This is a genomic window from Novacetimonas cocois, assembly GCF_003311635.1.
GTDB lineage: Bacteria > Pseudomonadota > Alphaproteobacteria > Acetobacterales > Acetobacteraceae > Novacetimonas > Novacetimonas cocois.
The window spans coordinates 99,916-124,299 of record NZ_QEXL01000010.1 but is presented as its reverse complement, the minus strand read 5'-3'; the positions used below and the strand labels follow the sequence as shown (position 1 = coordinate 124,299).

Below are 24,384 nucleotides of genomic sequence, written 5' to 3'. Positions count from 1 at the left end.
GTTTCAGATCCTGATGTCGCCATTCTGTATGGCGGTGCGTACGGCCTGCGCTGTCGTGGACGCGCCAAGCCTTTTGCGGATGCGGCGCAGGTGGTTCTCTACCGTGCGTTCCGAAAGTCCCAGGATTGCGGCAATATCAACCTGCCGGCGCCCGGCCGCGATCCATGACAGGACTTCCCGTTCCCTCTTCGACAGCCGGATGGCGATCCTCTCGCTCGGGCCGTCAAGCAGGCAACGTATTTTCGTGAATGCGGCGCCCGCAATCATGGACAGGGCAAGACGCGCAGTGACCGAAGCATCGATCCCGATCCCCCCGAGGCTCATCGCGCCTTCCAGCCCGAGTGGCCCGAAAACCGGAATCTGGATACCGTGGATCCCCTCTCCATGCGGCGTATCAACCATCCGATAGCACTCTTCGCTCGCGCCGGACGTCTTGGTCCAGAAAAACGCTTCGCGTGCCTCAAGCATATGGTGCGTGACAGGACAGCGCCGGACATAGCTGGCAGCGTCAACTTCCCTGCCATCGCCAAACCAGTCACCTTCGAGCCAGTAAATGCGATCAACGATTTCCTCCCGTGCGGAAGACGCCGCAAACAGCACGAAGCGATCATAGCCCAGCTTCCGCCCGAACGAGCGGACCTCGTCTTCGACAGCATCCTGCGTTTTCGCACGCAGGATCGTCAGCGCGGTTGTGAACGCGGTCCCGGCGACAGAACCGGTCATGGTTGCGCTCTGTCGTGATGCGGCCCGACCATCATCATATTGCCTTGCGGATAAATCATCACGGTGTTCCACATCGGAATATCCGGGCCTTGCGCCATGCGGATACACCGGGAGCATGCTGGAGGGTCCCACGGTCGCAGGCAACGGGATCTGCCTGCGACCGCGTGGGCGGGTTTATTTCTTGGCAGCCTCAAGCAGGACCTGGGCCGCCAGCTTGCCGAGATTGTTCGACGCCAGCGGGCTATCGCCCGTCAGCAGGTGACGATCACGGTGCACCTGGCCGGTGATCCCCGTATTGACAATCTTTACGTTGTATCCACGAAGTTTTTCACCGACCAGCCACGCCAGCGGACCCGGGATGTAGCCGATTTCGATATTGGCCCCGGTATCCAGACTGTCTGGAAATACGCACATCTCATAGCCTTCGTATGCGAACCTGCCACCATCGACCGCTGTAGCCAGCAGGCTGGCAGGTCCATGACAGAGCGAGATCGTGAAGCGCCCGTTGGTCTGTGCCCAACGCAGGATATCACCGACCTGCCTGCTGAATGGCACACCATTGAGAACGCCATGACCACCCGGAATGAACACGCCGAGATACGGCGTTTCGGCGGTGAAGCCTTCGCCTGTCACGTCAGCAAGCGCCTTCGGCGCCTTGAGCTGCTTTTCGTATTTCTTGTAGATTGACCTGACGGCCTCATCTTCATGCGGGAACGCCCACCACTCGAACTTCACCGGATCGCCGGAGATGGTCGCGATATCGATCTCAAACCCCGCCGCGTCCAGATGATACATGGGCAGAAGCATTTCGACCGGATGATTGCCCGTCGAGAAAAACTCGCCGTCTTTCATCATCAGATACCGCTCCTGCGTGCCGATCATCAGGATCTTCCACTTTCCGCCCGTATAGGGTTCAGGATAGGTGGTGCCATCAAAATCGGTCCTCGAAGACGTATATTGGGTCAGGGAATATTCCGACGGGAAGAAGGCGTTGTCCTCTGCCCGGTCGGGCACCGGCCTGCGGCTCGGCTGTTCATCATTCATGGGTATTCTCCTGTTGTCAGCCTGTCGCGGGCGCCCGGCTTACGGCCAGACCTTGCGGCGTCTCCTCAATCAGAAAGTGCGGCAGGGTATACAGGGAACCATACGTTGCTTCGCGGAAGAGATGAATGAGGGAAATCCCTCAACACCGGATTGTCGCAAAGGGCGCTCATATGACTGTCCGATAGCCGACAGCCTGATCGCCCATGTGCCTTCCAGAAATCAGGATCAACACTATCGCATTGAAACCCTTCATGATCTCCCGAATTCCCTGCGGGTCCGGGGTCATGAAACGCAGAGCGCGTCAGCGATGCCTTGCGGGACGGGACACGGTCGAAACCGGGGCCGCTTCATGGTCCGCCATCCGTTCGCGCGACAGCGCCCCCGGCAGGGCAAGACAGGCCAGAAGTCCCGCCAGCAGCAGTAGAAACAGGCCGGACCACCAGCCATACAGGAACGCCCCGGCAATACCGCCCAGCGTGAAGGAAAGGACGATTGCGGCATGAAGGCCCAGCCGTTCGCATGTACCCGCCCGCCGGGCCGGGCTGACCGGATGAAAGAACCCATCCAGCCAGTCCGCCAGTTCCAGCCCGACATCGGTCAGCATTCCCGTCATGTGGGTGGTGCGGACGCGCGCGCCGGAAATACGCGTGACCGTGGCATTCTGCAGCCCCATGAGAAAGCTCAGCCCATAGGCCAGCGTCGGGCCGCGTGGCTGGACCGAGAACAGCAGGTCCACCGCCCCCAGCAGCCCGAGCAGGCAGCCCTCCAGAAGGATACTGCGGGCATAGATCGACGGCAGGCGGCGACGTCGCCCCGCATTGACCAGCAGCGCCGACAGCACGGCGCCAGCGACAAAGGCCACAACCAGACCACAGCAGGACAGGACCAGTCCCATGCGGCCTTCATGCAGGCCGCCTGCCAGGGCCGAGACATTTCCGGTCATGTTGGCCGAATAATAACCGACGGCAAGAAACCCGGCGGCGTTCACCGCACCGGCAATGGCAGCCAGAGAGCAGCCCAGACGCCTGTCGATGATGGCGTTGCGCTCTTCCGCTTCATGAACAAGCACCCGCCCCTCCCGCTTTTGCCAGCCACGACCGAAGACACCGTGCATATCCGCCCTGGCCGGCACAATGCCCCGTTTTACAAATCCATTTTACAGAAGCATTACCCGCGTATCCGCACACGGCAGGACCGCCAATAAAAAACGGGGCCGGACCCAGTGGATCCGACCCCGTTCGCGTCATGCCGGAAAAGGCATTCAGGCGACGGTGCGACCGTCTTCCTTCGCCAGTTCCTTGATGCGGCGCAGGAACGACACCGCGTAATCCTCGCCTTCCATCTTGGAGGAGAAGCCGCCGATCGTCGCCGTCACGCCACCCACGCTGACCGCGAGGGAGAACTTGCCCTGGGCGTCGGGGCCCTGTGTCTCGGCTTTTGTGCTCATGTCCGTTATCCTTGCAACTTAAGGTGCCGTATCATTCACGGCGTCGGTCATAGTATGGGGATGATCCCACCATGCTTCCATAGGCGCGTGCTGCATGACTGTGCGGTGGGATGGGCATGCGCATGTTTGACCGAAATCATGGCACGGGGAACCGGACACCCGGTACCCGCCGCCGTCATGGCGCACGGCGCGCGCCTATTTCCACACCCACTTGCCCACAACGCGGCCATTGATGACCAGGTCCTCGGCATTGACCTCGTCCATGGGATAGGTCTGGTTGACGCTGATGATGCGGATGCGCGGCGGGTTGGAATGCGGCACCAGCATCAATTGTTTCAGCACGACGCCCAGCCCGTTCCACAGCACGTACACCCCGTCGGGCGAGGGCACGCGGTGCGCGGTATCCACCAGCACCCGGTCGCCCGCCATGAAATCGGGCTCCATCGAATTGCCCGACACCCGGATGATCGCAAGCGATGACGGGTCGGAGACATAGTTTTCGACAAACGCGCGCGGCATGTGCCACGCCGCCACGCTGGGGTGGCTTTCGCCCGACCCGCTGGCGGTTTCCTCCACGATCGCGCCGCTGCCGGCGTGGGGGGTGATGTCGTATTCGTTGATGGTGATCGTCCCGTCGGCGTTGCGGCGCGGGGCCTGCGCGCGGGTGGCGCGCGCGATGCCGTCATTCAGGTCCGACCCGCCGGGAATCACCCCCGACAGGGCCCAGACCTCGCTTGCGGTAATGGGCGGGTCGCCGCGTTCACACAGCAGCGGGACAAGCCGGCGCACCAGGTCAACCGGCAGGTATTCCTTCTTCAGCTTCTGTTCGTAAAAGGAATAGCTGGAGAATTTGTGCCCCATCCCCAGATCCTGCGCCAGCGCGCGGATGCTGTAGCCGGCGCGTTCGCGCAATGCCTTGAGCCGCGCGGACACCGGCTGCTGTTCAGGGAAAGGCGGGGGGGATGAGGATACGGCCATGGGCAATGTCTTGTCGGCAGGGGGCGGGAAATGTCCAGACCTTTGTTGCGGTACAGGGTTCGGGCCTTCGCGCATCCTTTCACCCGGCGGCGTCCTTCGCAAGGGTCATGGCCCCGCGCCACGCCCGTCCGGGCGGCGGGCGGGCGTGGCGCGGCGGGGGATGAACTTTCTCCCCGCCGGGGGGCGTGATAGGATGGGACGGCCCGCCACCGGCACGGCGCGCGCCTTGCGGACCGCGCATGGGCCGCCCGCCTGTCCCCCTGAACCCCAGCCCCCTTTCCTCCCCAGAGTCCCAGACCCCCGTTCCAAGGATTGGATGCGCCCGATGATGACGCGCCTGCCCGGCCTGTTCCGGATTTCCCACCTGTTCGACCTGTTCGAGGAAGGCGTCATGCTGGTGCTGACGCTGCTGATCATCATCATCGCGGGCACGTCGCTGGTGCATGTCGTGATCGCGGTGGGGGAAATGCTGCTTGGCACCGGGCTGACCCCCACCAGCCCCGAAGTGATCCAGAGCATATTCGGCATGTTCTTTACCGTGCTGATCGCGCTGGAATTCAGGCATTCGATCCTTGTCCTGCCCGATGCGCAGCCACACAGCATGATCCGCATGCGCTCCGTCCTGCTGATCGGCATGCTGGCGACGGTGCGCAAGTTCATCGTCCTTGACCTCAAGGAGGTGAACGTCATGGAAATGCTGGCGCTGTCGGCCTCCATCCTGTCGCTGGGCATCGTTTACTGGCTGGTGCGCCCGCAGCCCGCCCCCGTGGTCGAGGACGCCCCACACGACCCCGCGACACATGAATGACGGGCCGTGACGAACCGGGGGGCATGCCTTCCGCCGCCGCGACATCGACGCAGGGACGCCGCCGCTGATCCCCTGCGGAAAAGGGCACGGCCCCCTGGCTGACCCTGCCCCATGCGGGGGCGCGATGGGGAAATGGCCCCGCGCCTGACCGCCACGGGCGGGGCGCGGCCATGCGATCACGCCTTCTTGACGCGGCGGCGGGGGGCGGCTTTCCTTGGGGCAGCGGATCAACCACAGATGAGAGGGACAGGATGGCTTTCAAGGACGGGGATGTCGTCGTGGTGCGCAAGGATGCGGTGTCCGACCCCCATTGGGAGGGCGCGCGCGGCACGGTCGTGGAAATCATCGATAACGGACAGATGCGCGTCCGCAGCGACCAGACCGGCGATGACAAATGGTTTACCCCCGATCAGCTCGCGGCGGGCTGAAGGCTGCCTTTCCTGCCCCGCCCACAGGGTCGAGCACTGCGCCGCGCGGATGCGCGCCATGTTGCGCATGCGGGTCGGTTTGGACGTGGGCCGCGCCGTGGTGATAGGGTGGTCGAGGTTGCCCGGTTTCCGGGCCGACCGTCGGAGGCGTAAGGCAGGAATACAATGAATCGCGGCAAGATCGTAAAATGGGGCACCATCCTTTCGCTGTTGCTGATGGTCGGCAGCATCGGCGTGCTGGTGCGCGGCATGACGGCCGAAGGCATCGGCCCGATGGCATGGATGGTGGCCGAGGGACTGGCCGGGCTTGGCCTGCTGGGCCTCGGGATCATCAACATCACCGGCGGCCGCGACAAGCAGTAACGCCCACCCGTCATCGCGTGCGTTTCAGGGGTGGGCCGGGGATGCCCCAAGGCATGGTCCGCCACACAGCCCGCTGTCCATATCCTGCAAGATATCGTCGCCATGTCCCGCCATCGCGCCACGCGGGTGCGCAGCGTGCGTTGCAGGGGTGGCCTGAAAATATCCTGCCGATAAAATAACAACAGTTTTCTGCTGTCGTCCTTTATCTAAAAAGGCGATGTCCTTTCGAAGCTTTTTGCAAAAAGCTTCACCAAAAACCTTTATGATTTCACGGTATTCCTGAGGCTGTCTTTCCGAACACGGATCGGTCGGCGGCCTAGACCGCCATGCCCGCCGGGTCGTCCGACAGGATGGCCCAGCGTTCGTGGTCGCGCCATGCGCCGTCGATGAACAGGTAGCGCGGCGAAAACCCCTCGCACCGGAACCCCACGCGCCGCACCAGCGCGATGGAGGGCTGGTTGGCGGGCTGGATGTTGGCCTCCAGCCGGTGCAGGCCCAGCAGGTCAAAGGCATGGCGCACCGTCATGCGCAGCGCCTGCGTCATCAGGCCCCGCCCCGCCTGCGGCTGCATGGCGTAATATCCCAGATAGGCGCTGCAGAACGTGCCGTGGGTAATCTGGCTCAATGTCAGGACGCCGATCACCGCCCCGCTTAGGCCATCGCCCGGACCATCGGCGGCCTGCGCGTCGGCGCGGCGGGCCACCAGCGCGACATTCGCCCCGGTCACCACCTGCTGGAACCATGCGTCGAACCCGTCGCGGTCGGTAAACGGGGCGACCCACGGGGCGTGGAAATCCCGGCTGGCGCGGTTGCCCGCGATCAGGTCGTCCGCATCCATGCGCGTGACGGGGGACAGCATGACCCCCACCTCCAGCGCATCGGGGCGGACGGATTCAGCCACGGCCGCCACACCCCGCGCCACTCCCCTTTGCGGCGTCCATGTCCGGGCCGGGCGTTTCGCCGGACGGGGCGGCATCGCGCCGTGGCATCGCGCCCAGGTGGGACTGCCCCCGCGCCGCCGCCAGACGGGTCTGGCGTTCGCGTTCGGCATACCGCGCGCGGCGGGTCGCGTCGCGCCGGTCATGGCAGGCGGGACAGCTGACGCCCGGCACGTAATGGGGGGATGCCTGGTCCGCCACGCTGACGGGCATGCGGCAGGCATGGCACAGTTCGTGCGTGCCGCGTTCAAGGTCGTGGGTGACCGTCACGCGCTGGTCAAAGACGAAACACTCGCCCTCCCACAAACTCTGCGCCCTTGGCACGGTCTCGAGGTATTTCAGGATGCCGCCGCGCAGGTGGAACACGTTGTCGATCCCTTCCGCCCGGACAAAGGCGGTCGCCTTTTCACACCGGATCCCGCCGGTGCAGAACATCGCGATTTTCGGCACGCGCCCCTGCGACAGCAGTTCCGCGCGGCGGGCGCGGAACCAGTCGGGGAATTCGCGGAACGTCCGGGTGCGCGGGTTGATCGCCCCGGCAAAGGTGCCGACCGCGACCTCGTAATCATTGCGGGTGTCGATCACGATGGTATCGGGGTCCGAAATCAGGTCGTTCCACTGCGCCGCCTCCACATAATGGCCCGCGTCGTGGCGGGGGTCGATGCCGGGCACGCCCATCGTCACGATCTCACGCTTGAGCCGTACCTTCATGCGATGGAACGGCAGGTTGGCGGCGCGGGTTTCCTTGACATCCAGATCGGCGCAGCCCGGCAGGGCACGGATATGCGACAGGACATGGCCGATGCCCGCATCACTGCCCGCGATGGTGCCGTTGATTCCCTCAGCCGCCAGCAGCAGCGTCCCGCGCACGCCCTGGGCGACGCATTCGCGTTCCAGCACGCCGCGCAGGGCCACGGGATCGGCCATGGGGGTGAACTGGTACAGCGCCGCGATCCGCACCGGCAGGTCCGCGTCCGATGCGACGTCATGGAGGGCGGCGTCATGGGGCGCGGGGCTGTGGGGCAGGGCTGGCGCAGGGTCGCGCGCGGGGTCAGTCACGGGGCAAAACCATCCGAACGGTCTGTGGGGCACGGTCCCCCGCCATATCAGGGCGGGGGACGATCGCCAAGCGGCGACATGCGCGTAGGCGCCCCGACACCCGCAAAACATGGCGCGTGATGTAAAAAGGGTTTTTGGTGAAGCTTTTTGCAAAAAGCTTCAAAGGACGCCGCCTTTTTGGAAAAAAGGCAGCACCCAAAAACTTTTATTCCTTTTATATCAGTTTGTTATGACATCCCCACCCCCGCATGCCACACCCCGGCGGGACACCATCGCGCCGGGCGGGCGATATTGCGGAACGTTTCAGTCCCCCCGTCCCCATTGCGCATCCGTGACGACACATGCTGTCCTGCGGCAAACTTCATCGCCGGGTCCATGACAGCCGCCTCCATCCTTCGCAGGTTCACGCACGCACGCCATCGGGATTTCGGGTTCTGGATCCTTGTCACGCTGGCGCTTTCGCCCTCCGTCCTGTCGCTGCATGGCATCATGCGCAGCGTCGCGATGGAGATGCTGCTCATGGCGCTGCTGGGGCGGCGGCTGGTGGTGGCGGCGATGCTGCCGGCGCTGCTGCTGCTGCCGATGACGCTGTATTACGTCCACCTGACCGGCCACCTGCCGGGGGTGCAGCTGTGGCTGGTGCTGTTCTACTGCTCCGTCCCGGTCATCATCGGCTACCTGCATACCTTCGCGCCGTGGCTGCTGGCGTGGGCGGTGGTGTGCCTTGGCGGGGTCGGGGTCTATCTGTCGCGCCCGCGCGGGCCGGTCCTGCCGGGGGGATGGGGACGCCATGGCTGGCTGCGGTGGTTCACGCTGCTGCTGGCGCTGCCGATGGGCGCGCGGGTCATGCAGTTCAACCGCGAGGATTTCCACAGGGCCGTCAACTACAACCCCTTTTACGGGATGGAGGATTACTACGACCATTCCTATCCCTGGAACCTGGCGACGGGATACATGGCCGGGCGGCACGAGACACGGCGCGTGACCGACATGGCGCGGCGGATGAACCACCAGCCGGTGCGTTTCGCGGCCCCGCCCGAAAGCGACCCGCCGCATGTCGTGGTGCTGGTGATTGGCGAAAGCGCGCGGCGCGATCACATGCACCTGTATGGTTACGGCGTGCCCGACACGCCGGAGATGGAGCGCGAGGACGGACTGCTGCGCTTTGGCGACATGGTGACGCCCTTTGACTATACGGTCGGGGCGGTGCCGGTCATCCTGTCGCAATATGACCGGGTGCTGACGTCGCGCATCACGGAACATGACCTGATTTCGGTGTTCAACGCGGCGGGATACGACACATGGTGGATCAGCAACCATCCCCGGCTTGGCCCGTATGACAGCGTGATCGGGGCCTATTCCGAACAGGCGCGGCACATCATCTATACCACCGCCAGCGGCGGGATGATGAGCCGCCCGCAACTTGACGAAGTCCTCCTCCCCCACGTCGCGGATGCCATACGGGGGGCGCGGGGCAATACCTTCATCGTCGTGCATGTCTTTGGCAGCCACGAATATGTGGGCGACCGCTATCCCCCGTCCTTTGCACATTTCGGGTCGGAATATGACAACAGCATCGCCTATGGCGACCATATCCTGGCGCAGGTGACGGACATGCTGCGGGCCGCGCCGGGGGAAAACATGCTGTTCAGCGTGGCGGACCACGGGGTCCGGGTGGATGAATGCACCCCCGGCCACCCGCAGCATGGCGACCTGAAACAGTCCTATGCCGTGCCGTTCCTGATGTGGCTGTCACCGCAGTGGATCGCCCGCCACCCGGCGCAGTACGACACCGTGCGCACGCATCTGGACGCGCCGCTGATGACGTGGAACCTGCCCGACAGCATCACCGAGGCGGCGGGACTGCACCTTGCGGACGCGGATGCGACGAAATCCGTGTTCTCGCCCCTGCTGGCGCGTCCGCGCCGGATGGTGCATGGCGATGGCGACAACCTCAATGTCGATTACGACCACAGCCACAACACGGCGCAGTGCCATATCATGCCGGACTGATCGCCATCATGCCGGGGTTACGGGCGCGGTGGGCATCGACGCCGGCATAACGGACGCCGGGGCGCGCCTTACGGCTGGTGCGCGGCCTCAGGATGGGTGCGGACATAGGCGTCATAGCGACGCTGGTCCACGCAGAAGGCAAGGTTCTTGTAAAGCTGGATATGGCGCTGCGTCGTGACCTGCTTCTGGCAGGCCACCTTGTCCGCGTCGCGGTATTCGTCCCATACGCCGCGCAGGACGGCGGCCTTTTCCTTTTCCGCCGAAACGCAGGCGTACTTGATTTCATCGCCAAATTCGTTGTTGCAGTCGGCGTCGATGTCATATTCGGGAAAGGCCGGGCTGGCCGCCGGCAGGTGGACCGACGGGTCGATATACAGGGAATCCAGCATCGCCTCCGACACCGCATGGGCGGGATGCGCCCCCGCCATCAGCGAAACCGCCACAACCGACAGCACTGCCGCCACGCCACCTGTTTTCCTCATGTCCGCAACATCCCTTTTACGCACATTCCGGCTGACCCCATGCGGGCCGGCCGCGCGGCGCACTGTGATGGAGTTCGGGGAAATTGAAAAGCCCAAAATCCATCCGGCGGCCCATGCCGCCATGATGCCCGCCACGGACGGGACCCGCCCCGTCCCGGCGAACACGCCCGTCAATGCACCCGTGGACGCGCCCGCCACGCGCGCGGTTGCGACTGGACAGCGCGGGGCGTTGCCGCGATGATGCTGGCCGCCCGGGGTGGGCCGGAACCATGCGATGGAAACCATGCAGTAGCCGGGGCCACGACCCGGCCCGCGCCATGAGGGAGCCGACCGCAATGACCGCATCCCCCCGACCGCCGCCCTCCGCCATTCCTGCCGCGACACCCACGCGCGCCGCGCCGCCCATCCGCATCGCCATCATCGGCACCGGGACGATCGCCCATACGCAGCATGTGCCGGTCATCCGCGCCCATGCGGGATTCGAGCTTGTGGCCGGGGTCAACCCCACGCCCGTCGCATGGTGGGCAGAGGCGACCGGCGGCCTCAAGCTGTTTTCATCGATGGACAGCCTGATACGATCGGGCATGGCGGTGGACGCGGTGGCGATCTGCACGCCGCCGGCCACCCATTACGCGCTGGCGGCGCAGGGGCTGGCGGCCGGGTGGCACGTGATGCTGGAAAAACCGCCCACCCCCATCCTGGCCCAGGCGATGGACCTGCACCGGCTGGCGCACGCGGCGGGGCGCACCCTGATGACGTCGTGGCATGCCGCCTGCGCCCCGGCCATCGACCCGGCGCGGCAGATCCTGGCGTCGGGCGGCGTGCGGGGCATGCGCGTCACGTGGCGCGAAAACGTGCGCAAATGGCATCCGGGCGCGGACTGGTTCTGGAAACCCGGCGGCCACGGCGTGTTCGACGCGGGCATCAACGCGCTGTCGATCGCATGCGCCGTCATGGACGAACCCCTGTTCGTGACCGGGGCCACGCTGGACATCCCGGCGGGGGCCGCCACCCCCTGCACCGCGCAGGTGCGGTGGGCCACGCCGTCCCTGCCGGACGGGGTGGAGGGGATATTCGACTGGACCCATCGCGGGACCGAGGTCTGGGACATCGCATGGACCCTGGACAATGGCCGCAGGCTGCTGCTGTCGCAGGGCGGCGGCGGGCTGTCGCTGGACGGGGTGGCGGTCACGCTGCGCGGGGCGCATGAATATGAATGCGTCTACAGCCGGTTTGAAAAGCTGGTCCATGCGGGCGCGTCCGACATCGATTACCGTCCCGTCGCCCTGGTGGAGGATATCCTGTCGGCGGGACAGCGCCGCCCCGCCGACCCGTCATTCCGCATCCTTCCCTGACGGCGGCCCCCGCCATCGGGCAGGGCGCGCGCGCCCACAGCCATAACGCCGCGTGATGGAGGCCCTGCATCACGGGTGCTGCCATGTGGGGGAAAACCGTTCTATAACCCCGCGTGCGATACGCGTACGACACTGCGGACCCAACTGGCGAAATGGACGGCAATTCAGGTGACTTGGGTGACATGGGGAGAGTTCCAGGCAATCGTGCAGCTTTCCGCGGGGCTGAACATGGCGATCCTGAGCTTTGTGGACATCAGCCTGCCCGCGATAAAGGAACGCCGCCGCGTCTTTGAAAAGGCGCAGCAGGAACTGGAACGCCACAAGAAGACCACGCGCCACCAGGACGAGGAATCGCAGGCCGCGCACGTAAAACGCGTCAGCGAGATGGACCAGAAGATGTACCTGCTGTGGAAGGAGGCGTCCGCCTTCAGCAACGAGGAGGACTCCCTCCTCAAATCCACGGGCGTGATGGGGGTGGTCGGTTCCGTCGTCAGCCTGGTGCTGCTGTGGTATTCGGCGCAGCATTACAATGACCCGATCTCCACGCTGGGCAAGGTGCTGGTCGCGCTGTCGTTCGGTTCGCTGATCGGGGCGTTCGTCATCAATTTCATGACCGCATCACAGGCGGGAATGCTGACGCGCAAATGCAACGCCATCCGCAGCGAAATGCACGACCGCCTGTAAAAATCACATCAAAACAACCCACTGACAAAAAGAATAAAAGTTTTTGGGTGCCGCCTTTTTCCAAAAAGGCGGCGTCCTGCCCCCCACTTTCCACACATAACGCCCCCCGACGACAGCCCTTCCCCACGGGCCGGGGTGCGCAAATTCGCCCCGCGCCGCCGGACGTGGTATCGCCCTGTCACCGCCCGCGCGGCATGCGCCGCGTGGCGGACGACCATCCCCGCCCCAAGAAAGGCATTCCTGATGAACGCAACCGAAATCCGCACGCGCTTCCTTGCGGCGCTGGACAACATCCTGTCCGATGACGAGGTCCCGGCCGAAGGCCGCGCCCTGCCGACCGCCCTGTCGGAGGCGCTGATCGATTACCGCCTGTCGGCCGCAAAGCCGGGGCAGGACCTGACGGTCGCCGACATCACCATGCCCGACATCACGCAGATCGACCGGCTGAAGGCGGGCACCGACGCCACCGCCGCAACCCTGCGCAAGATCACGCAGGGGCAGGATGACCGCGCGCTGCGCCTTGCCTTCCTGTATTACTGCCAGGCCATCACCCGCATGACGTCCTGATCCCCCCGTTTCGTATCCCGGCCGGGGCCGCGACCGGTGCGCCCCCCTCGCCACGCGCGGCCAAAGGGACTAGACCGAAACGACATGAGGGAGGGCAGGCACGCCTGCGTGCCGCACGGACAGGACTTTCGCCAAGATGACGCATTTTCCGCACAGGGCGCGCCCGTCGCGCATTTTTCCACGCTCCCTGGCGGGGGGCATGCTGGCCCTCGGGCTGGTGGCCGCGACGGGTCTGGCCACCGGCACCGCCCATGCGCAGCAGGCGCGGCAGGTCCAGACGCGTTTCGGCACCGTCGCCATCCGCAACGACCGCATCACATGGCGCGGGCATGTCGTCCATCCCACCCTGGCGGGCAACAGCGGCCTGATGCTGGCGCAGGTCCTGCCGATGGGCGACAGCGACATCGTGCTGGTGCAGAGCATCGGCGGTTCCCTGTGTCCCGCGACCTATGCCGTGATGCAGGTCAGCGGGAAAAAGGAACGCCACACCAATTTCTTCGGCACCTGTTCCGACACCCCGCGTGCCAGCGTGCAGGGCGATACGCTGACGATCCGCATGCCGTCGGTGCATCATGACGGCATGCAACACACCTATACCTACCACGCCGGGCTGGTGAGCAAGGACGGAGTTCTGCTGAATTCGCAGTGTACCAAAGGAACATGTGAAAACTACTTTGGCGATGACTGAGGATTCTTACATTATGGCAACATAAAGTTACAGTCAGTTACATAGCCACGTTTCCCCGGACATGCGACAAGACGCCGTCATCATGCACGGAGAACCCGATGAACAAGCTTGTCCCGCTGCTTGGCGGTATGGCGCTGCTGGCGGGATGCGCCGCCAGCCCCAAGGACGTCCAGCCCACCTATGTTCCCGATTCGGCCTATTCCAGCCTCAGCTGCCAGCAGCTGGGCGAGGCGGAACTGAAGGAAGGCGACGTACTGCAGACCCTGACGGACAAGCAGCACCGCGCGCACAAGACCGACACGTGGGGCGTCCTGATGGTGGGGCTGCCGCTGTCGGAAATGACCGGCAGCGACGTCAAGGGACTGCTGGCGCGTGAAAAGGGCAAGATGGAGGCCCTGCACCGTGTTCAGGAGGCCAAGGGATGCGCGGGCACGACAGGCGCGGGCATCACGGGCGCGCGGACGACGGGCACGGGCTTTCCCGGTTACGGGTCCGGCGTCACCACGGGATACGGCACGACGGGATATGGCGCCACGGGATACGGCACCGGGACAAATGGCACCGGCGCCGGGACGGGTGCGTATGACGGCGGCGGCGCGTATGGCGCGGGGTCGTCGGGCGCGTCCACCACAGGTGGCATGATCAACGATCCGGGCGGGATCGGCACGACCACCACGCCGGCATCGAACCTGCCGGGCGCGGCGGACTTCCGCCACTGATCCGTCGGGGGCAGGATGGCCCGGTTCCCCTGCCGGACAGGATCCCGGCGGGCCGGACCGGCAGGCATCCCCGCCCCCTGTTCGCGCAGGCCCCGACGCCGCGATACATCACGTCGCAACAGGCCGGGGCGGTATTCACGTCCGGGATTTGTATGAAAATGAGGAAATATTTCCTGCTCCTGCTCTCCGCATGCGTGCTTCCCACGCTGGCGTCGTGCTCCTCCGGCCCGACACAGCAGCAGCGCGTGCAGGAACAGCTGTCGATCATGCGTGGCAAGACCATTGCGTGCAAACAGCAGTTCCCCCCCATCAAGGGCAATTTCGAACGCCGCGCAACGTGCGAGGCATCCGCCATGTACGAGGCCGGGGCCAATGCGGGGATCAGCTATGACGCGATCAACGAACTGGCCGGGACGATGAAACGGCTGGGGGCGGAGCTGGATCAGGGCACCATTTCGCGCGAGGACGCGAGGAACCAGCTGAACGAGGCGGTGCACAAGGCCTATGCCCATGCCGCGTCGGATGCGCAGGCGCAGAACCTTGAACTGCGCGAACATCAGGAACACTGCACTTCCATGCCGCTTGCCGACGGGCTGGTCACAACCGACTGCTCCCCCTGAGCAGGGCCCGGGGGGCAGGATTCCCTGAAGCTTTCCGGGGAAAGGGTTTCACCAGAAACTTTTCTGGATCTGTCTGGAAAGAAGTCGCTGACAGAACGCAGTAAAAGTTTCCGGGTGTCGCCTTCTGTCTGGACAGGGCGACATCTTTCGAAGCTTTTTGCAAAAAGCTTCACCAAAAACTTTTATGATTTCAATGTATTATCTGGGCTGCCTGAAAAGGCAGCCTTCTGGATGACGTGGCATGGCGGGCGTCAGGCATCCGGGTCGTCGGGATCCGCGATGTCCTCGTCGCCGTCCACGTCTTCGTCCTCGCCGCCTTCGTTATCCCACGTATCCACGTCCGTATGTTCCGGCAGCTGCAGGGGCTCGGGCAGGTCGTCGTCCTCCCCACCTGGCGGAAGGGCAGGATCCTGGTCTTCGGGATGCGGGTCGGGCGGGGCCTCCGGCGGGATGCCAAGGCCGGGACCGGGACGGTTCGCAAGAAAATCGATGGATGATGCAGGGCGCATGGGCGTTGTCCTTACCACTGTGCCGGGACAACCCGCCATGCGCGGCAAAGTTCCCGCACGACCGTGCGCGTACCGGACGGTTGGCAATACCGCCGCCATGACGTGAATCCTTTGGCACGGGACCGGGAACTTCGCCGTTCCTGTGGGGTTATCGCGGGACGAGGTCGCCACGCATGCCGATGCGGCGACGCCCCCATCCCGAAGGTCCGAACAATGAACAACATCCTTCTTGTCGTCATCGTCATCCTGCTGATCGGGGCCCTGCCGACATGGCCATACAGTTCGGGATGGGGATATTACCCCTCGGGCGCGCTGGGCCTTGTCGTGCTGGTGCTGGTGGTGCTGATGATCATGGGGCGAATATGACGCCCGCCGCCACGGCGCGGACAGGCAAAAGGCGGCGGGACCATTCCTGCCGCCTTTTTTCGTGACAGGCCACGCGATGACGGCGGCCGATCCGGTGTGTACCGTTCGGGACAGGACGGGGCCGCGCATCAGGCACCGCGCGTCCGGCACAGGGGGCATGTCCGGACATGATGCAGGCTTCCCGATGCTTTCTGGCAGGGAGGCTTCTGCCGGAAACTTCCTTGACGATCATGGGACATTTCGTGATTACATGACAGCGGCGGGTGCAACCGGGCGGCGGAATCGGTTATGATTGCGTATCATGACCGTGACATGCGGCCAGGACACCCGGACGGGACCGGGCGGCGTGTCACGACGCCGACGCGTCCAAACCATGCCGGGAATGCCAGCACCGATGCCACAGCCCATCACACTCCACACCAGCGCGCCAATCCCCGCCCCCGTGTCGCTGCCGGACGGGCATGTGGAATTCGTCATCGGCGACGTGCATGGCGAACGCGCGCACCTGACGGCGCTGCTGCGGTTCTGCGCCGAACATTTTCCCACCGCGACCTGCACCTCGCTCGGCGATGTGATCGACCGGGGACCGGACAGCATCGGCTGCCTTGTCGATACGCTGGAATACGCGCGGCGCGGACGGCTGCCGGGGACGGACATCGCGTTCTTCGCCCTGCCGGGCAATCATGAACAGATGCTGTTCGCGCCGATGTTCAACCGCGATTATCCCAAAATCTTCTTCCGCAATGGTGGCGGCTGGCTGACACCGTGGATCAGCACGCCCGACGACCGGCGCGGCGCACTGATCCGTGCGGCGGTCAGCACCGGCCTCGGCGCGGAGGAGGCGCGTTCGCTGATCGATTATGGCATTTCCCGATGGCGGCCCGGCGCGGACGGGCGTCCGCCCATCGCCGTCTTCCGCGCCATCGGCTCGCTTCTGGTGATGCATGCCGGCATCGACCCCACCGTGCCCGACCCGGTCGCGTGGGCGCGGGCCTATAACCCGCTCCTCCTCGATGACGAGGACAATCCCCTGTGGGTCCGCGAGGCGTTTTACGATGCCCCCACCCCGTGGCCCGGCAACTGGTTCGTGGTGCACGGCCATACGTTCGAACACCGGATTCCCGTGGGGCCGGACCATGTCTGCAAGGAAATCGGGGACCTGCGCCCCGAAGGCCACCGCCTGGGCCTGGATGCGGGGTCGAGCGTGACGGGAATCGTCGCCGCCGCCGCGATCACCAACGGCGCGGTGCGGATCATCACCGCGCGGGGCGGCGGGACGAATCTGGAAAAGAAGCGCCCCCACGCGGGCTGAAACACCCACAGAGAGAGACTGCCGACAACAGAAATAAAAGTTTTTGGTGAAGCTTTTTGCAAAAAGCTTCAAAGAACGCCGCCTTTCCAGAAAAAAGGCGACACCCAAAACCTTCATCATTTCAAGGAATGACCGGGACCACCTTTTCCAGACAATCCCTGAATCGCCGCGCCGCCGTCAGGCGCCAGAGGGCGCGGCGCAGGGCCGTTCGGCGCACAGCGCCTGTTCCATCACGTCCTTGACCACGGTACGATTCGGCCATTCCCGCAGGGCGGGCCGGCCGGTGCGATTCCAGGCATGCACCAGCGTCTGTTTCCATTCGTCGCGGATTTCGCGCGGAATCTGTCGGATCGAGCGTTTCATGGCGTAACCTCCGTCATGCAGCGGTAACCAGCACTGTATGAAAGGCAGCATATCGCAATCGCCCATCCTACAATGTGGATTTTTCATGAATTCGCGTCGCCGCCGATCATAAGAATGTCATGGCGACAGTGACATAAGCCGCATTGACAGGGACCGCCACGCCGTGGGCGCGATATTGCGGACGCCGTCATCCGGTCATCCCCGCCGCACGCATGTTTCCATGATGCAGGGCCCCATCACACGGGGCACATCCGGCCGCATCACATTCCGGGGCCACCCGCGCTACCGGGGCCGCCGCCCGCCTGCTGTGGCGATCCGCTGACGCCGCCCATGCCGTTGGGGGCGCTGCTGCCACCCGGCGGGGCGGCATGCCGTGCGGAACAGGCGGCCACCCCCACCAGCATGAGGATACATACAATACGCGTCATCGCGTGGTGCATCGGGGCGTGGCGCATGGGGACATGGCGCATCGGGCACTCCATAATTTTTTACTGACCGGGAAATCCCGCCGCGCAGCGCGTACGCGCCATCCATCGCCGGATACCGCCTGTCGCGATACCGGACGCGTCGAAAGCAGATGGGGACGGGATGAAAGCAGGATGGAAAAGGGGGGGGAAAATTATCCCCTATTGCGGCGCCGTGCCGCCATGGGTGCTGACGCCGGGGCCGCCCCCGTCATCGGACCCGCCGCCATGCGGCTTGGGCTTGTCACACGCCGCCAGGGCGCCCAGCAGGGCGAAAGCCGCCGTGATTTTCGTGATGCGTCCCATAAAACGCCTCTCCTTCAACCGTGTTGACATGGGTAATTGCTCACCCCATCCATAAGGTGCCAACAGATCGCGCCGGGGGGAGTTGCGTATAAAATCCGGCCGGTTTCACAAAGGACATCTTCATGACAGGACAAACCCACAGATTTTCTGGCAAGGTGGCGGTCGTCACCGGGGCGGCAGGCAATATCGGGCTGGCATGCGCAAAACGGCTGGCGCAGTCGGGCGCGGCGGTGGCGCTGCTGGACATGAATGCCGACGCGCTGAAATCCGCCGTGGCGGATGTCGCGGCGCATGGCGTGGCGGCGCGTCCGTACATCTGCGACGTGACCGACATCGGGGCGGTGCGCGACACCATCGCCGCCGTCGTGGCCGATTTCGGCGCCATTGACTTCCTGTTCAACAATGCCGGGTACCAGGGCGCGTTCGCACCGGTACAGGATTACCCCGAGGACGATTTCGCCCGCGTCATGGACATCAACGTGCGCGGCGCGTTCCATGTCCTGCGCACCGTGGCGCGGCACATGATCGACCGTCGCTTCGGGCGCATCGTCAACACCGCCAGCATGGCCGGCGTGCAGGGGCCGCCGAACATGGCGGCCTATGCCGCGTCGAAATTCGCGATCGTCGGCCTGACGGAAGTGGCGTCCAAGGACCTTGCGCCCTACAACATCCGCGTCAACGCCATCAGCCCCGCCTTCATGGGGCCGGGCATGATGTGGGACCGGCAGGTGGAACTGCAGGCGAAGGTCGGCAGCCAGTATTTCTCCACCGACCCCAAAGAGGTCGCGAAACAGATGATCGGCAGCGTGCCGATGCGCCGTTATGGCAATATCGACGAAATCCCCGGCGTGGTGGAATTCCTGCTGGGCGAGGATTCAAGCTACATGACCGGCGTGAATCTGCCGATCGCGGGCGGCATCCTGTAAGAGGCTGTCTGAAAACAGCCCGCTGATGAAAAGCGATACGAGCTTCCACGTGTCGCTTTTTCACGAAAGGCAATGTTTTACGAAGCTTTTTGCAAAAAGCTTCACCAGAAACCTTTACAATTTTCAGGATATTGCCGGATCTGTATCCCCAGACGATTTCCAAGGATACAGCCCGGCAGTCATGTCGTGACGAAAAGCCGGTAAAGGTTTTCGGGTGCCGCCTTTTTTCAAAAAAGCGGCGTCTTCGCAAAGCATCACCAGAAACTGCTTTTCCGTTTTCACCCGCCCCCGGAACAGGGAAACCGGTTTTTCGAAACCTTCCGTCCATAACGGGAACGTTTCCTTCTGTGCCATCCTGTCCGCATGCCCGTCGAACCCGCTGTTGCGTTATGCGTTGGGCACCCGAACCCAGTGATTGTGACCTGATCGGGACGGGCATGCGACGATTTCCATTTCTGATGACCGCGATGCTGCTTGGCGGCGTGCTCGGCACGTTTCCGGCAATGGGCAGGGACAACGCCACCCGCCAGCGACAGGCCAGCGCGTGCCAGGGCGACGCGCTGCGCCTGTGCGCGACGTCCATCCCCGACGAAGGGCGGATCGCCGCATGCCTGCAGCGCAAGAGCGATCGCCTGTCACCGCGCTGCCGCGCCATGTTCCATCCCGCCACCCCCGACAGCACGATGCCCCCCGCCCCGGCGCAGAAGGCGCCCTCCGGCGATCACGTCTGACGTGACGGGGGGCACGCGAAAACCCCGCCCCGCAGGCAACCGGATGTCAGGGCAGGCGTTTTGCGTACTCCTTTATCTGGAGCCAACCCAACCATGAAAACCACACGCGCCATGACCATCCTGACGCTGTCGCTTACGCTGGCGTGTACCGGCCTTGCCGGATGCAAGCGGCATCATGAAACAGCGGGGGAAAAGGTGGACCACTTCGGAAACAAGGTTCAGGACACCCTTGACCCGCCCAAGGGACCGGCGGAAAAGGCGGGGCGCAGCCTCGACCGCGCCACAGGCAACGACTGACCTTCCCCCTCCCCCACCCGCGCGCCGGATATCGCATTCGATGGCGGGGCGACATCATGGACGGTCGCGACAGCCTTTTGGCATCATCGCGGCCATCCATCCCCATCCGGCCTGGCGTACCGTCCGTTCCGGCGGTTTTTTCATCGCGCCATCAACATGGCCGAAATCCGCCACATTTCCCCGGCACCTCATGTTCCTGCCCCGTTCGTCTCCGCCCTGTGCAAGGGGGGAACGGGGCGGACCCATGCCACGAAAAGGGGGAATGGAGGATCATGCGCAGGACAGGCAACCCTGCATCCGGCCATCCGTTCCCTTTCATGAATCCGGGCGCGTATCCACATGCGCCTGCGTTTGGGGCCCATGACGGGCCACGGGACATATCATCATGACAACATCCGGCCCATTCCCCACCATCGCGCAACGCCATCACGCTGTCATGCGCGCGCATGTCCGCCGGGGAAGCATTTTCATGACATGGCTGCGCCCGATTGCGATTTTCGCGTGCTTCATGTCGCTGGCGGGCTGTTACGGCGGCCGCGACTGGCATCACCACCACCGCGACGGATATTATCGCGACGGGTATCATGGCGGTGGCCAGTATGGCGGCCGTCCCGGCGGTCCCTCGCCCGGCCGGGGGTGGTAGGGCACGGCCCGCCGCACCGCGCCCCACCGGCACATGACGACCCACCGGCAATACCCCGCCTTGTCACCTGTTTCGCGCGACCTTAATGATCTGCTGAAAAAACCTTCGGCAGATCGGGAAGGAAACAGGGATGAAGGAACAGCTTATCGAGGGGATGGTTTCCCTTGCCGTCGCAATGGCATTCCTGGTGGCGCTGCGCCTGATGCTCGGCTGACCGCCATCAGGACCGTGCCCCGTTCCCTCCCCACTGTTGCCGCAATCGTTCTGTCGGATGGCACATGACCGACCCGTTGTGGAGATTGACGATGAACAGGAAAATACTCGGCGCGCTGGCGCTGCTGCTGGTCGGGATGTCGCCCGTCCTTGCGATGGCGCGACCCCCCGGTTATTACTACGGCCCCCGCCATGAACGGCGATGGCACCGGCCCCCGCCGCCAGTCTGGCGCAGGCCGCCGCCGCCCATCTGGGGCTATGGCCCGCCACCGCCTCCACCGCCGCCGCCGGTCTATCCCTACTGGTAAGGAGGCATTGCGACGGGCGAAGCATCCCGCCCGTCGCGACGATGTTCCCGCTGTGGGAATTTTCCGGAAAACCGATATGGACGCCGTGTTTTTCAAAAATATGGAAACCGGGAACCTCCGCCGTTTTCCTTCATGACGGCCACCGGGCGGGCGGGATGGATGTTCCGCCCGCCCTATCCGCACAGCGGCATGGTGCTGCATGAACAGACATTGTCATGTTTCAGGTTTTGTCCTGAAACAGGCTGCCGATCGAAACAGATGTTTCTTTTTTGAAAGATGTCATGTCTTTCGAAGCTTTTGCAAAAATCTTCACCAGAACCTTTTATGATTCCGGGATACTGTCGGGTTCAGTATCGCAGATATGTGTAAATAAATCATGAATAAAGATTCATGAAATACATGGAAACGGACAGTAAATTCGGATTATTTTTTGTCGGTCCACATGCAACCCCGCATCGGGCACGACGTTTGAACCATATGGCCGACCGATCCGGTCCGGTCATCGGACATACTGACCGACGTATCGGCGCGAACGCGCTGGCACGGGCAGGCCCGGTCCGAACATAATGGAATCAGGAATCGCAATCATGGGTGAATTCACCGACAAGATGAAGGGCACGGCCGACAGGACCGTTGGCTCCATCAAGGAAAGCGTCGGCAAGGCAACCGGCAACGAGGAACTGGAGGCCAAGGGCACCGCCCAGAAGCTGAAGGGCAGCGCCGAAAAAGCCGTCGGCGGCGTCAAGGGCACGATCAACAAGATCTAGCCCCCCTGCGACCGGAGGAGACGGATCGTCAATTCCGTCCCCCCTGTTGCCCGTGTCCCCGCCATCCCCCACGGTGCGGGACAGCAGGGCCGGGTCCGGCCAACCGGGGCGCAGAAATTACTTCACGCATGTCATGGTCCCCCCCCGTGGCATGCGTTTTTTATGCCCTCCATCGTCGGGACGTTCCGGACACCACCCCCAAAAACCCCGCATCATCACAAAAGAAGTTTTTGGTGAAGCTTTTTTCAAAAAGCTTCAGAAGAACATCACATTTCCAAAAAACGGCAACACCCGGAAACCATCCCCCCCTTTTCCACCAGGCTCAGGCCCGCGCGACGCAGGCACTGCCCGATGGCGCGGGAACATCCGTCGCCCCCAGCCATTGCCCGTCCCGCGCCACCCGCCCGGCGGACACGTCCAGCGCGCAGTTGACGACAATGCGCCCGTCGCCCGGCGGGATCACCGCATCGAGGCGGATGGTGTCCGGTCCGCTCATGACATCGAACGTACCGATCGGTCCATGCGCCTGACGCAGCCACGCCGTCGCAGCCCCCTGCCCCGGCAGCAGGCGCACGTCCCCCGCCCGCACCAGCAGTTCCGCCACGCCATCCGGCCCGCCCGCCATGACGGGCCGCACATCGGGCAGGTCCGCGATGAAGCGTCCCCCCACAACCCGCCCGGCAAGGCGCGTGACCTCGCCCATGAACTCCATGGCAAAGGGGGTCGCGGGCGTGTCGAGCAGCTGTTGCGGGCTGCCGGCCTGCACGATCCGCCCGTCGCGCATCAGGGCGATGGCATCCGCCAGCTCGCACGCCTCGTGCCGGTCGTGGGTGACAAGGATGGTGGTCAGGCCCAGACGGTCATGCAGATCACGCAGCCAGCCGCGGATCCGCCGCCGCACCAGCGGGTCCAGCGCGCCGAACGGTTCATCCAGCAGCAGCACGCGCGGCCCCGTCGCCAGCGCGCGGGCCAGCGCCACGCGCTGCCGCTGTCCGCCCGACAGTTCGTGCGGATACCGTCCCCCCATGCCCGGCAGGTGCATCAGTTCCAGCAGTTCCTCCACCCGCGCGGCGATGCCCGCGCGATCGGGCCGCAGGGCGCGGGGACGGATCGACAGGCCGAATCCGATGTTGCGCGCGACCGTCATATGATCGAACAGGGCGTAATTCTGGAACACGAAACCGATGTTGCGCGACCGTGCCTCCATCATGTCCACGCGCTGCGCATTGATGAACACGCGCCCGTCGCAATGCGCGTCCAGCCCGGCGATGATCCGCAGCAGCGACGTCTTGCCCGCGCCCGACGGCCCCAGCAGCGCGGTAAAGCTGCCGTCCGCGACCTCCAGCGAGACGTCATCGACAATCGGGCGGCCATGCCGCGCGACGCGGCGCGTCAGATGTTCAAGGCGTAAGCTCATGCCATGTCCCCAATCCCGCGGGCCGCGACGTCCCCGCCGCTCCTGCCCATGCGCCCGACCACGCCGCGCGCCGCGACGACACCCATCGCCATAAGCGCAAGCAGCGCCGCCATCGCAAAGGCGGCGACCGTCTGGTACCCGTTATACAATGTCTCGATATGCAGGGGCATCGTTTCCGTCAGGCCGGGAATATGGCCCGACACGACCGACACCGCGCCGAATTCGCCCATCGCCCGCGCCGTGGTCATCAGCACCCCCGACAGCAGCGCCGAACGCGCCCCCGGCAGGGTCACGTGCCACAGGACCCGCCACATCCCGGCCCCCAGCATCACGGCGGCCTCCTCCTGCGCGCGGCCCATGTGGCGCAGCATCGGCATCATCGTGCGCGTGACATAGGGGAAGGTGACAAACAGCGTCGCCAGCAGGATGCCCGGCGGGGCGAACATGACGGGAAAGCCCAAGCGTTCCAGCACCGCCCCCCACCATCCCTGCGTCCCGAACACCAGCAGCCACACCAGCCCCCCCACCACGGGCGATACGCTGAGCGGCAGTTCCACCAGCACGATCAGCAGCCCGCGCCCCGGAAAGGAAAACCGCGCCAGCGTCCATGCCGCCATCACGCCAAAGAACGTGTTGATCGCCACCGCCAGCCCCGTCATCACCAGCGTCAGGCGGATGGCCGACAGCGCATCGGGATCGCGCAGGGTATCGAGCGCGGCAACCAGGCCGTGGCGCAGCGCGGTGGCGAACACCAGCGCGGGCGGCAGCACCACCATGACCCCCACCAGCAGCCACACCAGCGCGGCAAAGGCCCAGCGCCCGGCCCGCGTCGTCATGTCGCCCGTC

Annotated in this window: 35 protein-coding genes; 19 read left to right on the top strand and 16 right to left on the bottom strand. The window is 64.5% G+C overall.

Going from position 1 to position 24,384, the window contains the following annotated elements; genetic code table 11:
* Nucleotides 1–3: 3 nt before the first annotated feature.
* The 6 genes from NJLHNGOC_RS09025 to NJLHNGOC_RS15960 form a co-directional block, all read right to left on the bottom strand.
* Nucleotides 4–723 (bottom strand): PA1136 family autoinducer-binding transcriptional regulator, encoded by a 720-nt coding sequence (locus NJLHNGOC_RS09025; protein WP_113596083.1) that lies wholly within the window; start codon nucleotides 721–723, stop codon nucleotides 4–6.
* Between the two features lie 174 nt (nucleotides 724–897).
* Nucleotides 898–1,767, bottom strand: a complete 870-nt coding sequence (gene hchA / locus NJLHNGOC_RS09020; RefSeq protein ID WP_113596082.1) for a glyoxalase III HchA — start codon at nucleotides 1,765–1,767, stop codon at nucleotides 898–900.
* A 301-nt stretch (nucleotides 1,768–2,068) separates the two neighbouring features.
* Nucleotides 2,069–2,836 carry a YoaK family protein gene (locus tag NJLHNGOC_RS09015; RefSeq protein ID WP_113596130.1) on the bottom strand — a complete coding sequence of 256 codons (768 nt, stop codon included), beginning with the start codon at nucleotides 2,834–2,836 and terminating at the stop codon, nucleotides 2,069–2,071.
* 192 nt (nucleotides 2,837–3,028) lie between these two features.
* Nucleotides 3,029–3,214: a hypothetical protein gene (locus tag NJLHNGOC_RS09010; protein WP_113596081.1), complete on the bottom strand. Its 186-nt coding sequence runs from the start codon at nucleotides 3,212–3,214 to the stop codon at nucleotides 3,029–3,031.
* A 195-nt stretch (nucleotides 3,215–3,409) separates the two neighbouring features.
* Nucleotides 3,410–4,192: a S24 family peptidase gene (locus tag NJLHNGOC_RS09005; protein WP_113596080.1), complete on the bottom strand. Its 783-nt coding sequence runs from the start codon at nucleotides 4,190–4,192 to the stop codon at nucleotides 3,410–3,412.
* Nucleotides 4,193–4,271: 79 nt separating this feature from the next.
* Nucleotides 4,272–4,433, bottom strand: a complete 162-nt coding sequence (locus tag NJLHNGOC_RS15960; protein ID WP_165837903.1) for a hypothetical protein — start codon at nucleotides 4,431–4,433, stop codon at nucleotides 4,272–4,274.
* 84 nt (nucleotides 4,434–4,517) lie between these two features.
* On the opposite strand from NJLHNGOC_RS15960, the gene NJLHNGOC_RS09000 reads away from it, so the two are divergent.
* From NJLHNGOC_RS09000 to NJLHNGOC_RS08995, 3 genes are all read left to right on the top strand, one after another.
* On the top strand, nucleotides 4,518–5,000 hold the full coding sequence (locus tag NJLHNGOC_RS09000) for a phosphate-starvation-inducible PsiE family protein (protein ID WP_113596129.1): 483 nt from the start codon (nucleotides 4,518–4,520) through the stop codon (nucleotides 4,998–5,000).
* Between the two features lie 251 nt (nucleotides 5,001–5,251).
* Entirely contained in the window at nucleotides 5,252–5,428 is a 177-nt protein-coding gene (locus NJLHNGOC_RS15955) for a hypothetical protein (protein ID WP_165829167.1), read from the top strand.
* 165 nt (nucleotides 5,429–5,593) lie between these two features.
* Nucleotides 5,594–5,791, top strand: coding sequence for a hypothetical protein (locus tag NJLHNGOC_RS08995; RefSeq protein WP_110530111.1), 198 nt, complete (start codon nucleotides 5,594–5,596; stop codon nucleotides 5,789–5,791).
* Between the two features lie 316 nt (nucleotides 5,792–6,107).
* Here the strand turns inward: NJLHNGOC_RS08995 and NJLHNGOC_RS08990 are convergent, their stop codons facing one another.
* Together NJLHNGOC_RS08990 and trhO are read right to left on the bottom strand one after the other, a co-directional pair.
* Entirely contained in the window at nucleotides 6,108–6,692 is a 585-nt protein-coding gene (locus NJLHNGOC_RS08990) for a GNAT family N-acetyltransferase (protein ID WP_239021435.1), read from the bottom strand.
* On the bottom strand, nucleotides 6,685–7,755 hold the full coding sequence (gene trhO, locus NJLHNGOC_RS08985) for an oxygen-dependent tRNA uridine(34) hydroxylase TrhO (protein ID WP_113596128.1): 1,071 nt from the start codon (nucleotides 7,753–7,755) through the stop codon (nucleotides 6,685–6,687). The genes NJLHNGOC_RS08990 and trhO overlap by 8 nt, the downstream gene beginning before the upstream one ends.
* Nucleotides 7,756–8,163: 408 nt before the next feature.
* Between trhO and NJLHNGOC_RS08975 the strand changes: the two genes are divergently transcribed.
* On the top strand, nucleotides 8,164–9,801 hold the full coding sequence (locus tag NJLHNGOC_RS08975) for a phosphoethanolamine transferase (RefSeq protein WP_113596078.1): 1,638 nt from the start codon (nucleotides 8,164–8,166) through the stop codon (nucleotides 9,799–9,801).
* A gap of 68 nt (nucleotides 9,802–9,869) precedes the next feature.
* Here the strand turns inward: NJLHNGOC_RS08975 and NJLHNGOC_RS08970 are convergent, their stop codons facing one another.
* Entirely contained in the window at nucleotides 9,870–10,283 is a 414-nt protein-coding gene (locus tag NJLHNGOC_RS08970; RefSeq protein ID WP_113596126.1) for a hypothetical protein, read from the bottom strand.
* Between NJLHNGOC_RS08970 and NJLHNGOC_RS15950 the strand changes: the two genes are divergently transcribed.
* The 7 genes from NJLHNGOC_RS15950 to NJLHNGOC_RS08940 all read left to right on the top strand — a co-directional run bounded on the left by NJLHNGOC_RS15950 (nucleotide 10,282) and on the right by NJLHNGOC_RS08940 (nucleotide 14,916).
* The gene (locus NJLHNGOC_RS15950; protein WP_165837902.1) at nucleotides 10,282–10,524 is read left to right on the top strand and encodes a hypothetical protein; all 243 of its coding nucleotides are present in this window, start codon (nucleotides 10,282–10,284) and stop codon (nucleotides 10,522–10,524) included. The two genes, NJLHNGOC_RS08970 and NJLHNGOC_RS15950, sit on opposite strands and share 2 nt — an antisense overlap.
* 94 nt (nucleotides 10,525–10,618) lie before the next feature.
* Nucleotides 10,619–11,638 carry a Gfo/Idh/MocA family protein gene (locus tag NJLHNGOC_RS08965; protein ID WP_165837901.1) on the top strand — a complete coding sequence of 340 codons (1,020 nt, stop codon included), beginning with the start codon at nucleotides 10,619–10,621 and terminating at the stop codon, nucleotides 11,636–11,638.
* Nucleotides 11,639–11,866: 228 nt separating this feature from the next.
* A complete protein-coding gene (locus tag NJLHNGOC_RS08960; RefSeq protein ID WP_206057820.1) occupies nucleotides 11,867–12,322 on the top strand; it encodes a hypothetical protein in 456 nt (151 codons plus the stop codon).
* 243 nt (nucleotides 12,323–12,565) lie between these two features.
* Nucleotides 12,566–12,889 (top strand): hypothetical protein, encoded by a 324-nt coding sequence (locus tag NJLHNGOC_RS08955; RefSeq protein WP_113596076.1) that lies wholly within the window; start codon nucleotides 12,566–12,568, stop codon nucleotides 12,887–12,889.
* A gap of 136 nt (nucleotides 12,890–13,025) precedes the next feature.
* Nucleotides 13,026–13,577, top strand: coding sequence for a hypothetical protein (locus NJLHNGOC_RS08950; RefSeq protein ID WP_113596075.1), 552 nt, complete (start codon nucleotides 13,026–13,028; stop codon nucleotides 13,575–13,577).
* Nucleotides 13,578–13,675: 98 nt separating this feature from the next.
* Nucleotides 13,676–14,296 carry a hypothetical protein gene (locus NJLHNGOC_RS16330; protein WP_239021434.1) on the top strand — a complete coding sequence of 207 codons (621 nt, stop codon included), beginning with the start codon at nucleotides 13,676–13,678 and terminating at the stop codon, nucleotides 14,294–14,296.
* 158 nt (nucleotides 14,297–14,454) lie between these two features.
* Nucleotides 14,455–14,916 carry a hypothetical protein gene (locus NJLHNGOC_RS08940; RefSeq protein ID WP_113596074.1) on the top strand — a complete coding sequence of 154 codons (462 nt, stop codon included), beginning with the start codon at nucleotides 14,455–14,457 and terminating at the stop codon, nucleotides 14,914–14,916.
* 251 nt (nucleotides 14,917–15,167) lie between these two features.
* Here the strand turns inward: NJLHNGOC_RS08940 and NJLHNGOC_RS08935 are convergent, their stop codons facing one another.
* The gene (locus NJLHNGOC_RS08935) at nucleotides 15,168–15,425 is read right to left on the bottom strand and encodes a hypothetical protein (protein ID WP_113596073.1); all 258 of its coding nucleotides are present in this window, start codon (nucleotides 15,423–15,425) and stop codon (nucleotides 15,168–15,170) included.
* A gap of 213 nt (nucleotides 15,426–15,638) precedes the next feature.
* On the opposite strand from NJLHNGOC_RS08935, the gene NJLHNGOC_RS08930 reads away from it, so the two are divergent.
* A complete protein-coding gene (locus NJLHNGOC_RS08930) occupies nucleotides 15,639–15,791 on the top strand; it encodes a DUF3309 family protein (RefSeq protein ID WP_110530085.1) in 153 nt (50 codons plus the stop codon).
* Between the two features lie 394 nt (nucleotides 15,792–16,185).
* Nucleotides 16,186–17,103 carry a metallophosphoesterase gene (locus NJLHNGOC_RS08925; protein WP_165837900.1) on the top strand — a complete coding sequence of 306 codons (918 nt, stop codon included), beginning with the start codon at nucleotides 16,186–16,188 and terminating at the stop codon, nucleotides 17,101–17,103.
* A 177-nt stretch (nucleotides 17,104–17,280) separates the two neighbouring features.
* Here the strand turns inward: NJLHNGOC_RS08925 and NJLHNGOC_RS15945 are convergent, their stop codons facing one another.
* The 3 genes from NJLHNGOC_RS15945 to NJLHNGOC_RS15940 form a co-directional block, all read right to left on the bottom strand.
* The gene (locus tag NJLHNGOC_RS15945; RefSeq protein ID WP_165837899.1) at nucleotides 17,281–17,466 is read right to left on the bottom strand and encodes a hypothetical protein; all 186 of its coding nucleotides are present in this window, start codon (nucleotides 17,464–17,466) and stop codon (nucleotides 17,281–17,283) included.
* Nucleotides 17,467–17,726: 260 nt separating this feature from the next.
* The gene (locus tag NJLHNGOC_RS08915; RefSeq protein WP_239021433.1) at nucleotides 17,727–17,936 is read right to left on the bottom strand and encodes a hypothetical protein; all 210 of its coding nucleotides are present in this window, start codon (nucleotides 17,934–17,936) and stop codon (nucleotides 17,727–17,729) included.
* 156 nt (nucleotides 17,937–18,092) lie between these two features.
* Nucleotides 18,093–18,236, bottom strand: coding sequence for a hypothetical protein (locus NJLHNGOC_RS15940; RefSeq protein ID WP_165829164.1), 144 nt, complete (start codon nucleotides 18,234–18,236; stop codon nucleotides 18,093–18,095).
* Between the two features lie 122 nt (nucleotides 18,237–18,358).
* Between NJLHNGOC_RS15940 and NJLHNGOC_RS08910 the strand changes: the two genes are divergently transcribed.
* Nucleotides 18,359–19,162: an SDR family NAD(P)-dependent oxidoreductase gene (locus NJLHNGOC_RS08910; RefSeq protein ID WP_113596070.1), complete on the top strand. Its 804-nt coding sequence runs from the start codon at nucleotides 18,359–18,361 to the stop codon at nucleotides 19,160–19,162.
* A gap of 123 nt (nucleotides 19,163–19,285) precedes the next feature.
* Here the strand turns inward: NJLHNGOC_RS08910 and NJLHNGOC_RS15675 are convergent, their stop codons facing one another.
* Nucleotides 19,286–19,516, bottom strand: a complete 231-nt coding sequence (locus NJLHNGOC_RS15675) for a hypothetical protein (protein ID WP_133258716.1) — start codon at nucleotides 19,514–19,516, stop codon at nucleotides 19,286–19,288.
* 83 nt (nucleotides 19,517–19,599) lie between these two features.
* On the opposite strand from NJLHNGOC_RS15675, the gene NJLHNGOC_RS08905 reads away from it, so the two are divergent.
* The 5 genes from NJLHNGOC_RS08905 to NJLHNGOC_RS08880 all read left to right on the top strand — a co-directional run bounded on the left by NJLHNGOC_RS08905 (nucleotide 19,600) and on the right by NJLHNGOC_RS08880 (nucleotide 22,121).
* On the top strand, nucleotides 19,600–19,893 hold the full coding sequence (locus NJLHNGOC_RS08905) for a hypothetical protein (protein WP_408890741.1): 294 nt from the start codon (nucleotides 19,600–19,602) through the stop codon (nucleotides 19,891–19,893).
* Nucleotides 19,894–19,986: 93 nt separating this feature from the next.
* Nucleotides 19,987–20,190, top strand: a complete 204-nt coding sequence (locus NJLHNGOC_RS08900; RefSeq protein WP_239021432.1) for a hypothetical protein — start codon at nucleotides 19,987–19,989, stop codon at nucleotides 20,188–20,190.
* 385 nt (nucleotides 20,191–20,575) lie between these two features.
* Entirely contained in the window at nucleotides 20,576–20,833 is a 258-nt protein-coding gene (locus tag NJLHNGOC_RS08890; protein ID WP_113596066.1) for a hypothetical protein, read from the top strand.
* 305 nt (nucleotides 20,834–21,138) lie between these two features.
* A complete protein-coding gene (locus NJLHNGOC_RS08885) occupies nucleotides 21,139–21,354 on the top strand; it encodes a hypothetical protein (protein ID WP_113596065.1) in 216 nt (71 codons plus the stop codon).
* 587 nt (nucleotides 21,355–21,941) lie between these two features.
* Nucleotides 21,942–22,121 carry a CsbD family protein gene (locus NJLHNGOC_RS08880; protein WP_113596064.1) on the top strand — a complete coding sequence of 60 codons (180 nt, stop codon included), beginning with the start codon at nucleotides 21,942–21,944 and terminating at the stop codon, nucleotides 22,119–22,121.
* A gap of 322 nt (nucleotides 22,122–22,443) precedes the next feature.
* Here the strand turns inward: NJLHNGOC_RS08880 and NJLHNGOC_RS08875 are convergent, their stop codons facing one another.
* Together NJLHNGOC_RS08875 and NJLHNGOC_RS08870 are read right to left on the bottom strand one after the other, a co-directional pair.
* Nucleotides 22,444–23,538: a sulfate/molybdate ABC transporter ATP-binding protein gene (locus tag NJLHNGOC_RS08875; protein WP_113596063.1), complete on the bottom strand. Its 1,095-nt coding sequence runs from the start codon at nucleotides 23,536–23,538 to the stop codon at nucleotides 22,444–22,446.
* Entirely contained in the window at nucleotides 23,535–24,374 is an 840-nt protein-coding gene (locus NJLHNGOC_RS08870; RefSeq protein ID WP_113596124.1) for a sulfate ABC transporter permease, read from the bottom strand. Before NJLHNGOC_RS08870 ends, NJLHNGOC_RS08875 begins: the two co-directional genes overlap by 4 nt.
* Between the last annotated feature and the right edge of the window lie 10 nt (nucleotides 24,375–24,384).

Excerpts from the sequence above, each read along its gene's own strand:
- NJLHNGOC_RS09025 (WP_113596083.1), bottom strand. The coding sequence starts at position 723 with ATGACCGGTTCTGTCGCCGGGACCGCGTTCACAACCGCGCTGACGATC.
- hchA (WP_113596082.1), bottom strand. The coding sequence starts at position 1,767 with ATGAATGATGAACAGCCGAGCCGCAGGCCGGTGCCCGACCGGGCAGAG.
- NJLHNGOC_RS09010 (WP_113596081.1), bottom strand. The coding sequence starts at position 3,214 with ATGAGCACAAAAGCCGAGACACAGGGCCCCGACGCCCAGGGCAAGTTC.
- NJLHNGOC_RS09005 (WP_113596080.1), bottom strand. The coding sequence starts at position 4,192 with ATGGCCGTATCCTCATCCCCCCCGCCTTTCCCTGAACAGCAGCCGGTG.
- NJLHNGOC_RS15960 (WP_165837903.1), bottom strand. The coding sequence starts at position 4,433 with ATGCGCGGTCCGCAAGGCGCGCGCCGTGCCGGTGGCGGGCCGTCCCAT.
- NJLHNGOC_RS09000 (WP_113596129.1), top strand. The coding sequence starts at position 4,518 with ATGATGACGCGCCTGCCCGGCCTGTTCCGGATTTCCCACCTGTTCGAC.
- NJLHNGOC_RS15955 (WP_165829167.1), top strand. The coding sequence starts at position 5,252 with ATGGCTTTCAAGGACGGGGATGTCGTCGTGGTGCGCAAGGATGCGGTG.
- NJLHNGOC_RS08995 (WP_110530111.1), top strand. The coding sequence starts at position 5,594 with ATGAATCGCGGCAAGATCGTAAAATGGGGCACCATCCTTTCGCTGTTG.
- NJLHNGOC_RS08975 (WP_113596078.1), top strand. The coding sequence starts at position 8,164 with ATGACAGCCGCCTCCATCCTTCGCAGGTTCACGCACGCACGCCATCGG.
- NJLHNGOC_RS15950 (WP_165837902.1), top strand. The coding sequence starts at position 10,282 with ATGTCCGCAACATCCCTTTTACGCACATTCCGGCTGACCCCATGCGGG.
- NJLHNGOC_RS08970 (WP_113596126.1), bottom strand. The coding sequence starts at position 10,283 with ATGAGGAAAACAGGTGGCGTGGCGGCAGTGCTGTCGGTTGTGGCGGTT.
- NJLHNGOC_RS08965 (WP_165837901.1), top strand. The coding sequence starts at position 10,619 with ATGACCGCATCCCCCCGACCGCCGCCCTCCGCCATTCCTGCCGCGACA.
- NJLHNGOC_RS08960 (WP_206057820.1), top strand. The coding sequence starts at position 11,867 with ATGGCGATCCTGAGCTTTGTGGACATCAGCCTGCCCGCGATAAAGGAA.
- NJLHNGOC_RS08955 (WP_113596076.1), top strand. The coding sequence starts at position 12,566 with ATGAACGCAACCGAAATCCGCACGCGCTTCCTTGCGGCGCTGGACAAC.
- NJLHNGOC_RS08950 (WP_113596075.1), top strand. The coding sequence starts at position 13,026 with ATGACGCATTTTCCGCACAGGGCGCGCCCGTCGCGCATTTTTCCACGC.
- NJLHNGOC_RS16330 (WP_239021434.1), top strand. The coding sequence starts at position 13,676 with ATGAACAAGCTTGTCCCGCTGCTTGGCGGTATGGCGCTGCTGGCGGGA.
- NJLHNGOC_RS08940 (WP_113596074.1), top strand. The coding sequence starts at position 14,455 with ATGAGGAAATATTTCCTGCTCCTGCTCTCCGCATGCGTGCTTCCCACG.
- NJLHNGOC_RS08935 (WP_113596073.1), bottom strand. The coding sequence starts at position 15,425 with ATGCGCCCTGCATCATCCATCGATTTTCTTGCGAACCGTCCCGGTCCC.
- NJLHNGOC_RS08930 (WP_110530085.1), top strand. The coding sequence starts at position 15,639 with ATGAACAACATCCTTCTTGTCGTCATCGTCATCCTGCTGATCGGGGCC.
- NJLHNGOC_RS08925 (WP_165837900.1), top strand. The coding sequence starts at position 16,186 with ATGCCACAGCCCATCACACTCCACACCAGCGCGCCAATCCCCGCCCCC.
- NJLHNGOC_RS15945 (WP_165837899.1), bottom strand. The coding sequence starts at position 17,466 with ATGAAACGCTCGATCCGACAGATTCCGCGCGAAATCCGCGACGAATGG.
- NJLHNGOC_RS08915 (WP_239021433.1), bottom strand. The coding sequence starts at position 17,936 with ATGCGCCATGTCCCCATGCGCCACGCCCCGATGCACCACGCGATGACG.
- NJLHNGOC_RS15940 (WP_165829164.1), bottom strand. The coding sequence starts at position 18,236 with ATGGGACGCATCACGAAAATCACGGCGGCTTTCGCCCTGCTGGGCGCC.
- NJLHNGOC_RS08910 (WP_113596070.1), top strand. The coding sequence starts at position 18,359 with ATGACAGGACAAACCCACAGATTTTCTGGCAAGGTGGCGGTCGTCACC.
- NJLHNGOC_RS15675 (WP_133258716.1), bottom strand. The coding sequence starts at position 19,516 with ATGGCACAGAAGGAAACGTTCCCGTTATGGACGGAAGGTTTCGAAAAA.
- NJLHNGOC_RS08905 (WP_408890741.1), top strand. The coding sequence starts at position 19,600 with ATGCGACGATTTCCATTTCTGATGACCGCGATGCTGCTTGGCGGCGTG.
- NJLHNGOC_RS08900 (WP_239021432.1), top strand. The coding sequence starts at position 19,987 with ATGAAAACCACACGCGCCATGACCATCCTGACGCTGTCGCTTACGCTG.
- NJLHNGOC_RS08890 (WP_113596066.1), top strand. The coding sequence starts at position 20,576 with ATGACAACATCCGGCCCATTCCCCACCATCGCGCAACGCCATCACGCT.
- NJLHNGOC_RS08885 (WP_113596065.1), top strand. The coding sequence starts at position 21,139 with ATGAACAGGAAAATACTCGGCGCGCTGGCGCTGCTGCTGGTCGGGATG.
- NJLHNGOC_RS08880 (WP_113596064.1), top strand. The coding sequence starts at position 21,942 with ATGGGTGAATTCACCGACAAGATGAAGGGCACGGCCGACAGGACCGTT.
- NJLHNGOC_RS08875 (WP_113596063.1), bottom strand. The coding sequence starts at position 23,538 with ATGAGCTTACGCCTTGAACATCTGACGCGCCGCGTCGCGCGGCATGGC.
- NJLHNGOC_RS08870 (WP_113596124.1), bottom strand. The coding sequence starts at position 24,374 with ATGACGACGCGGGCCGGGCGCTGGGCCTTTGCCGCGCTGGTGTGGCTG.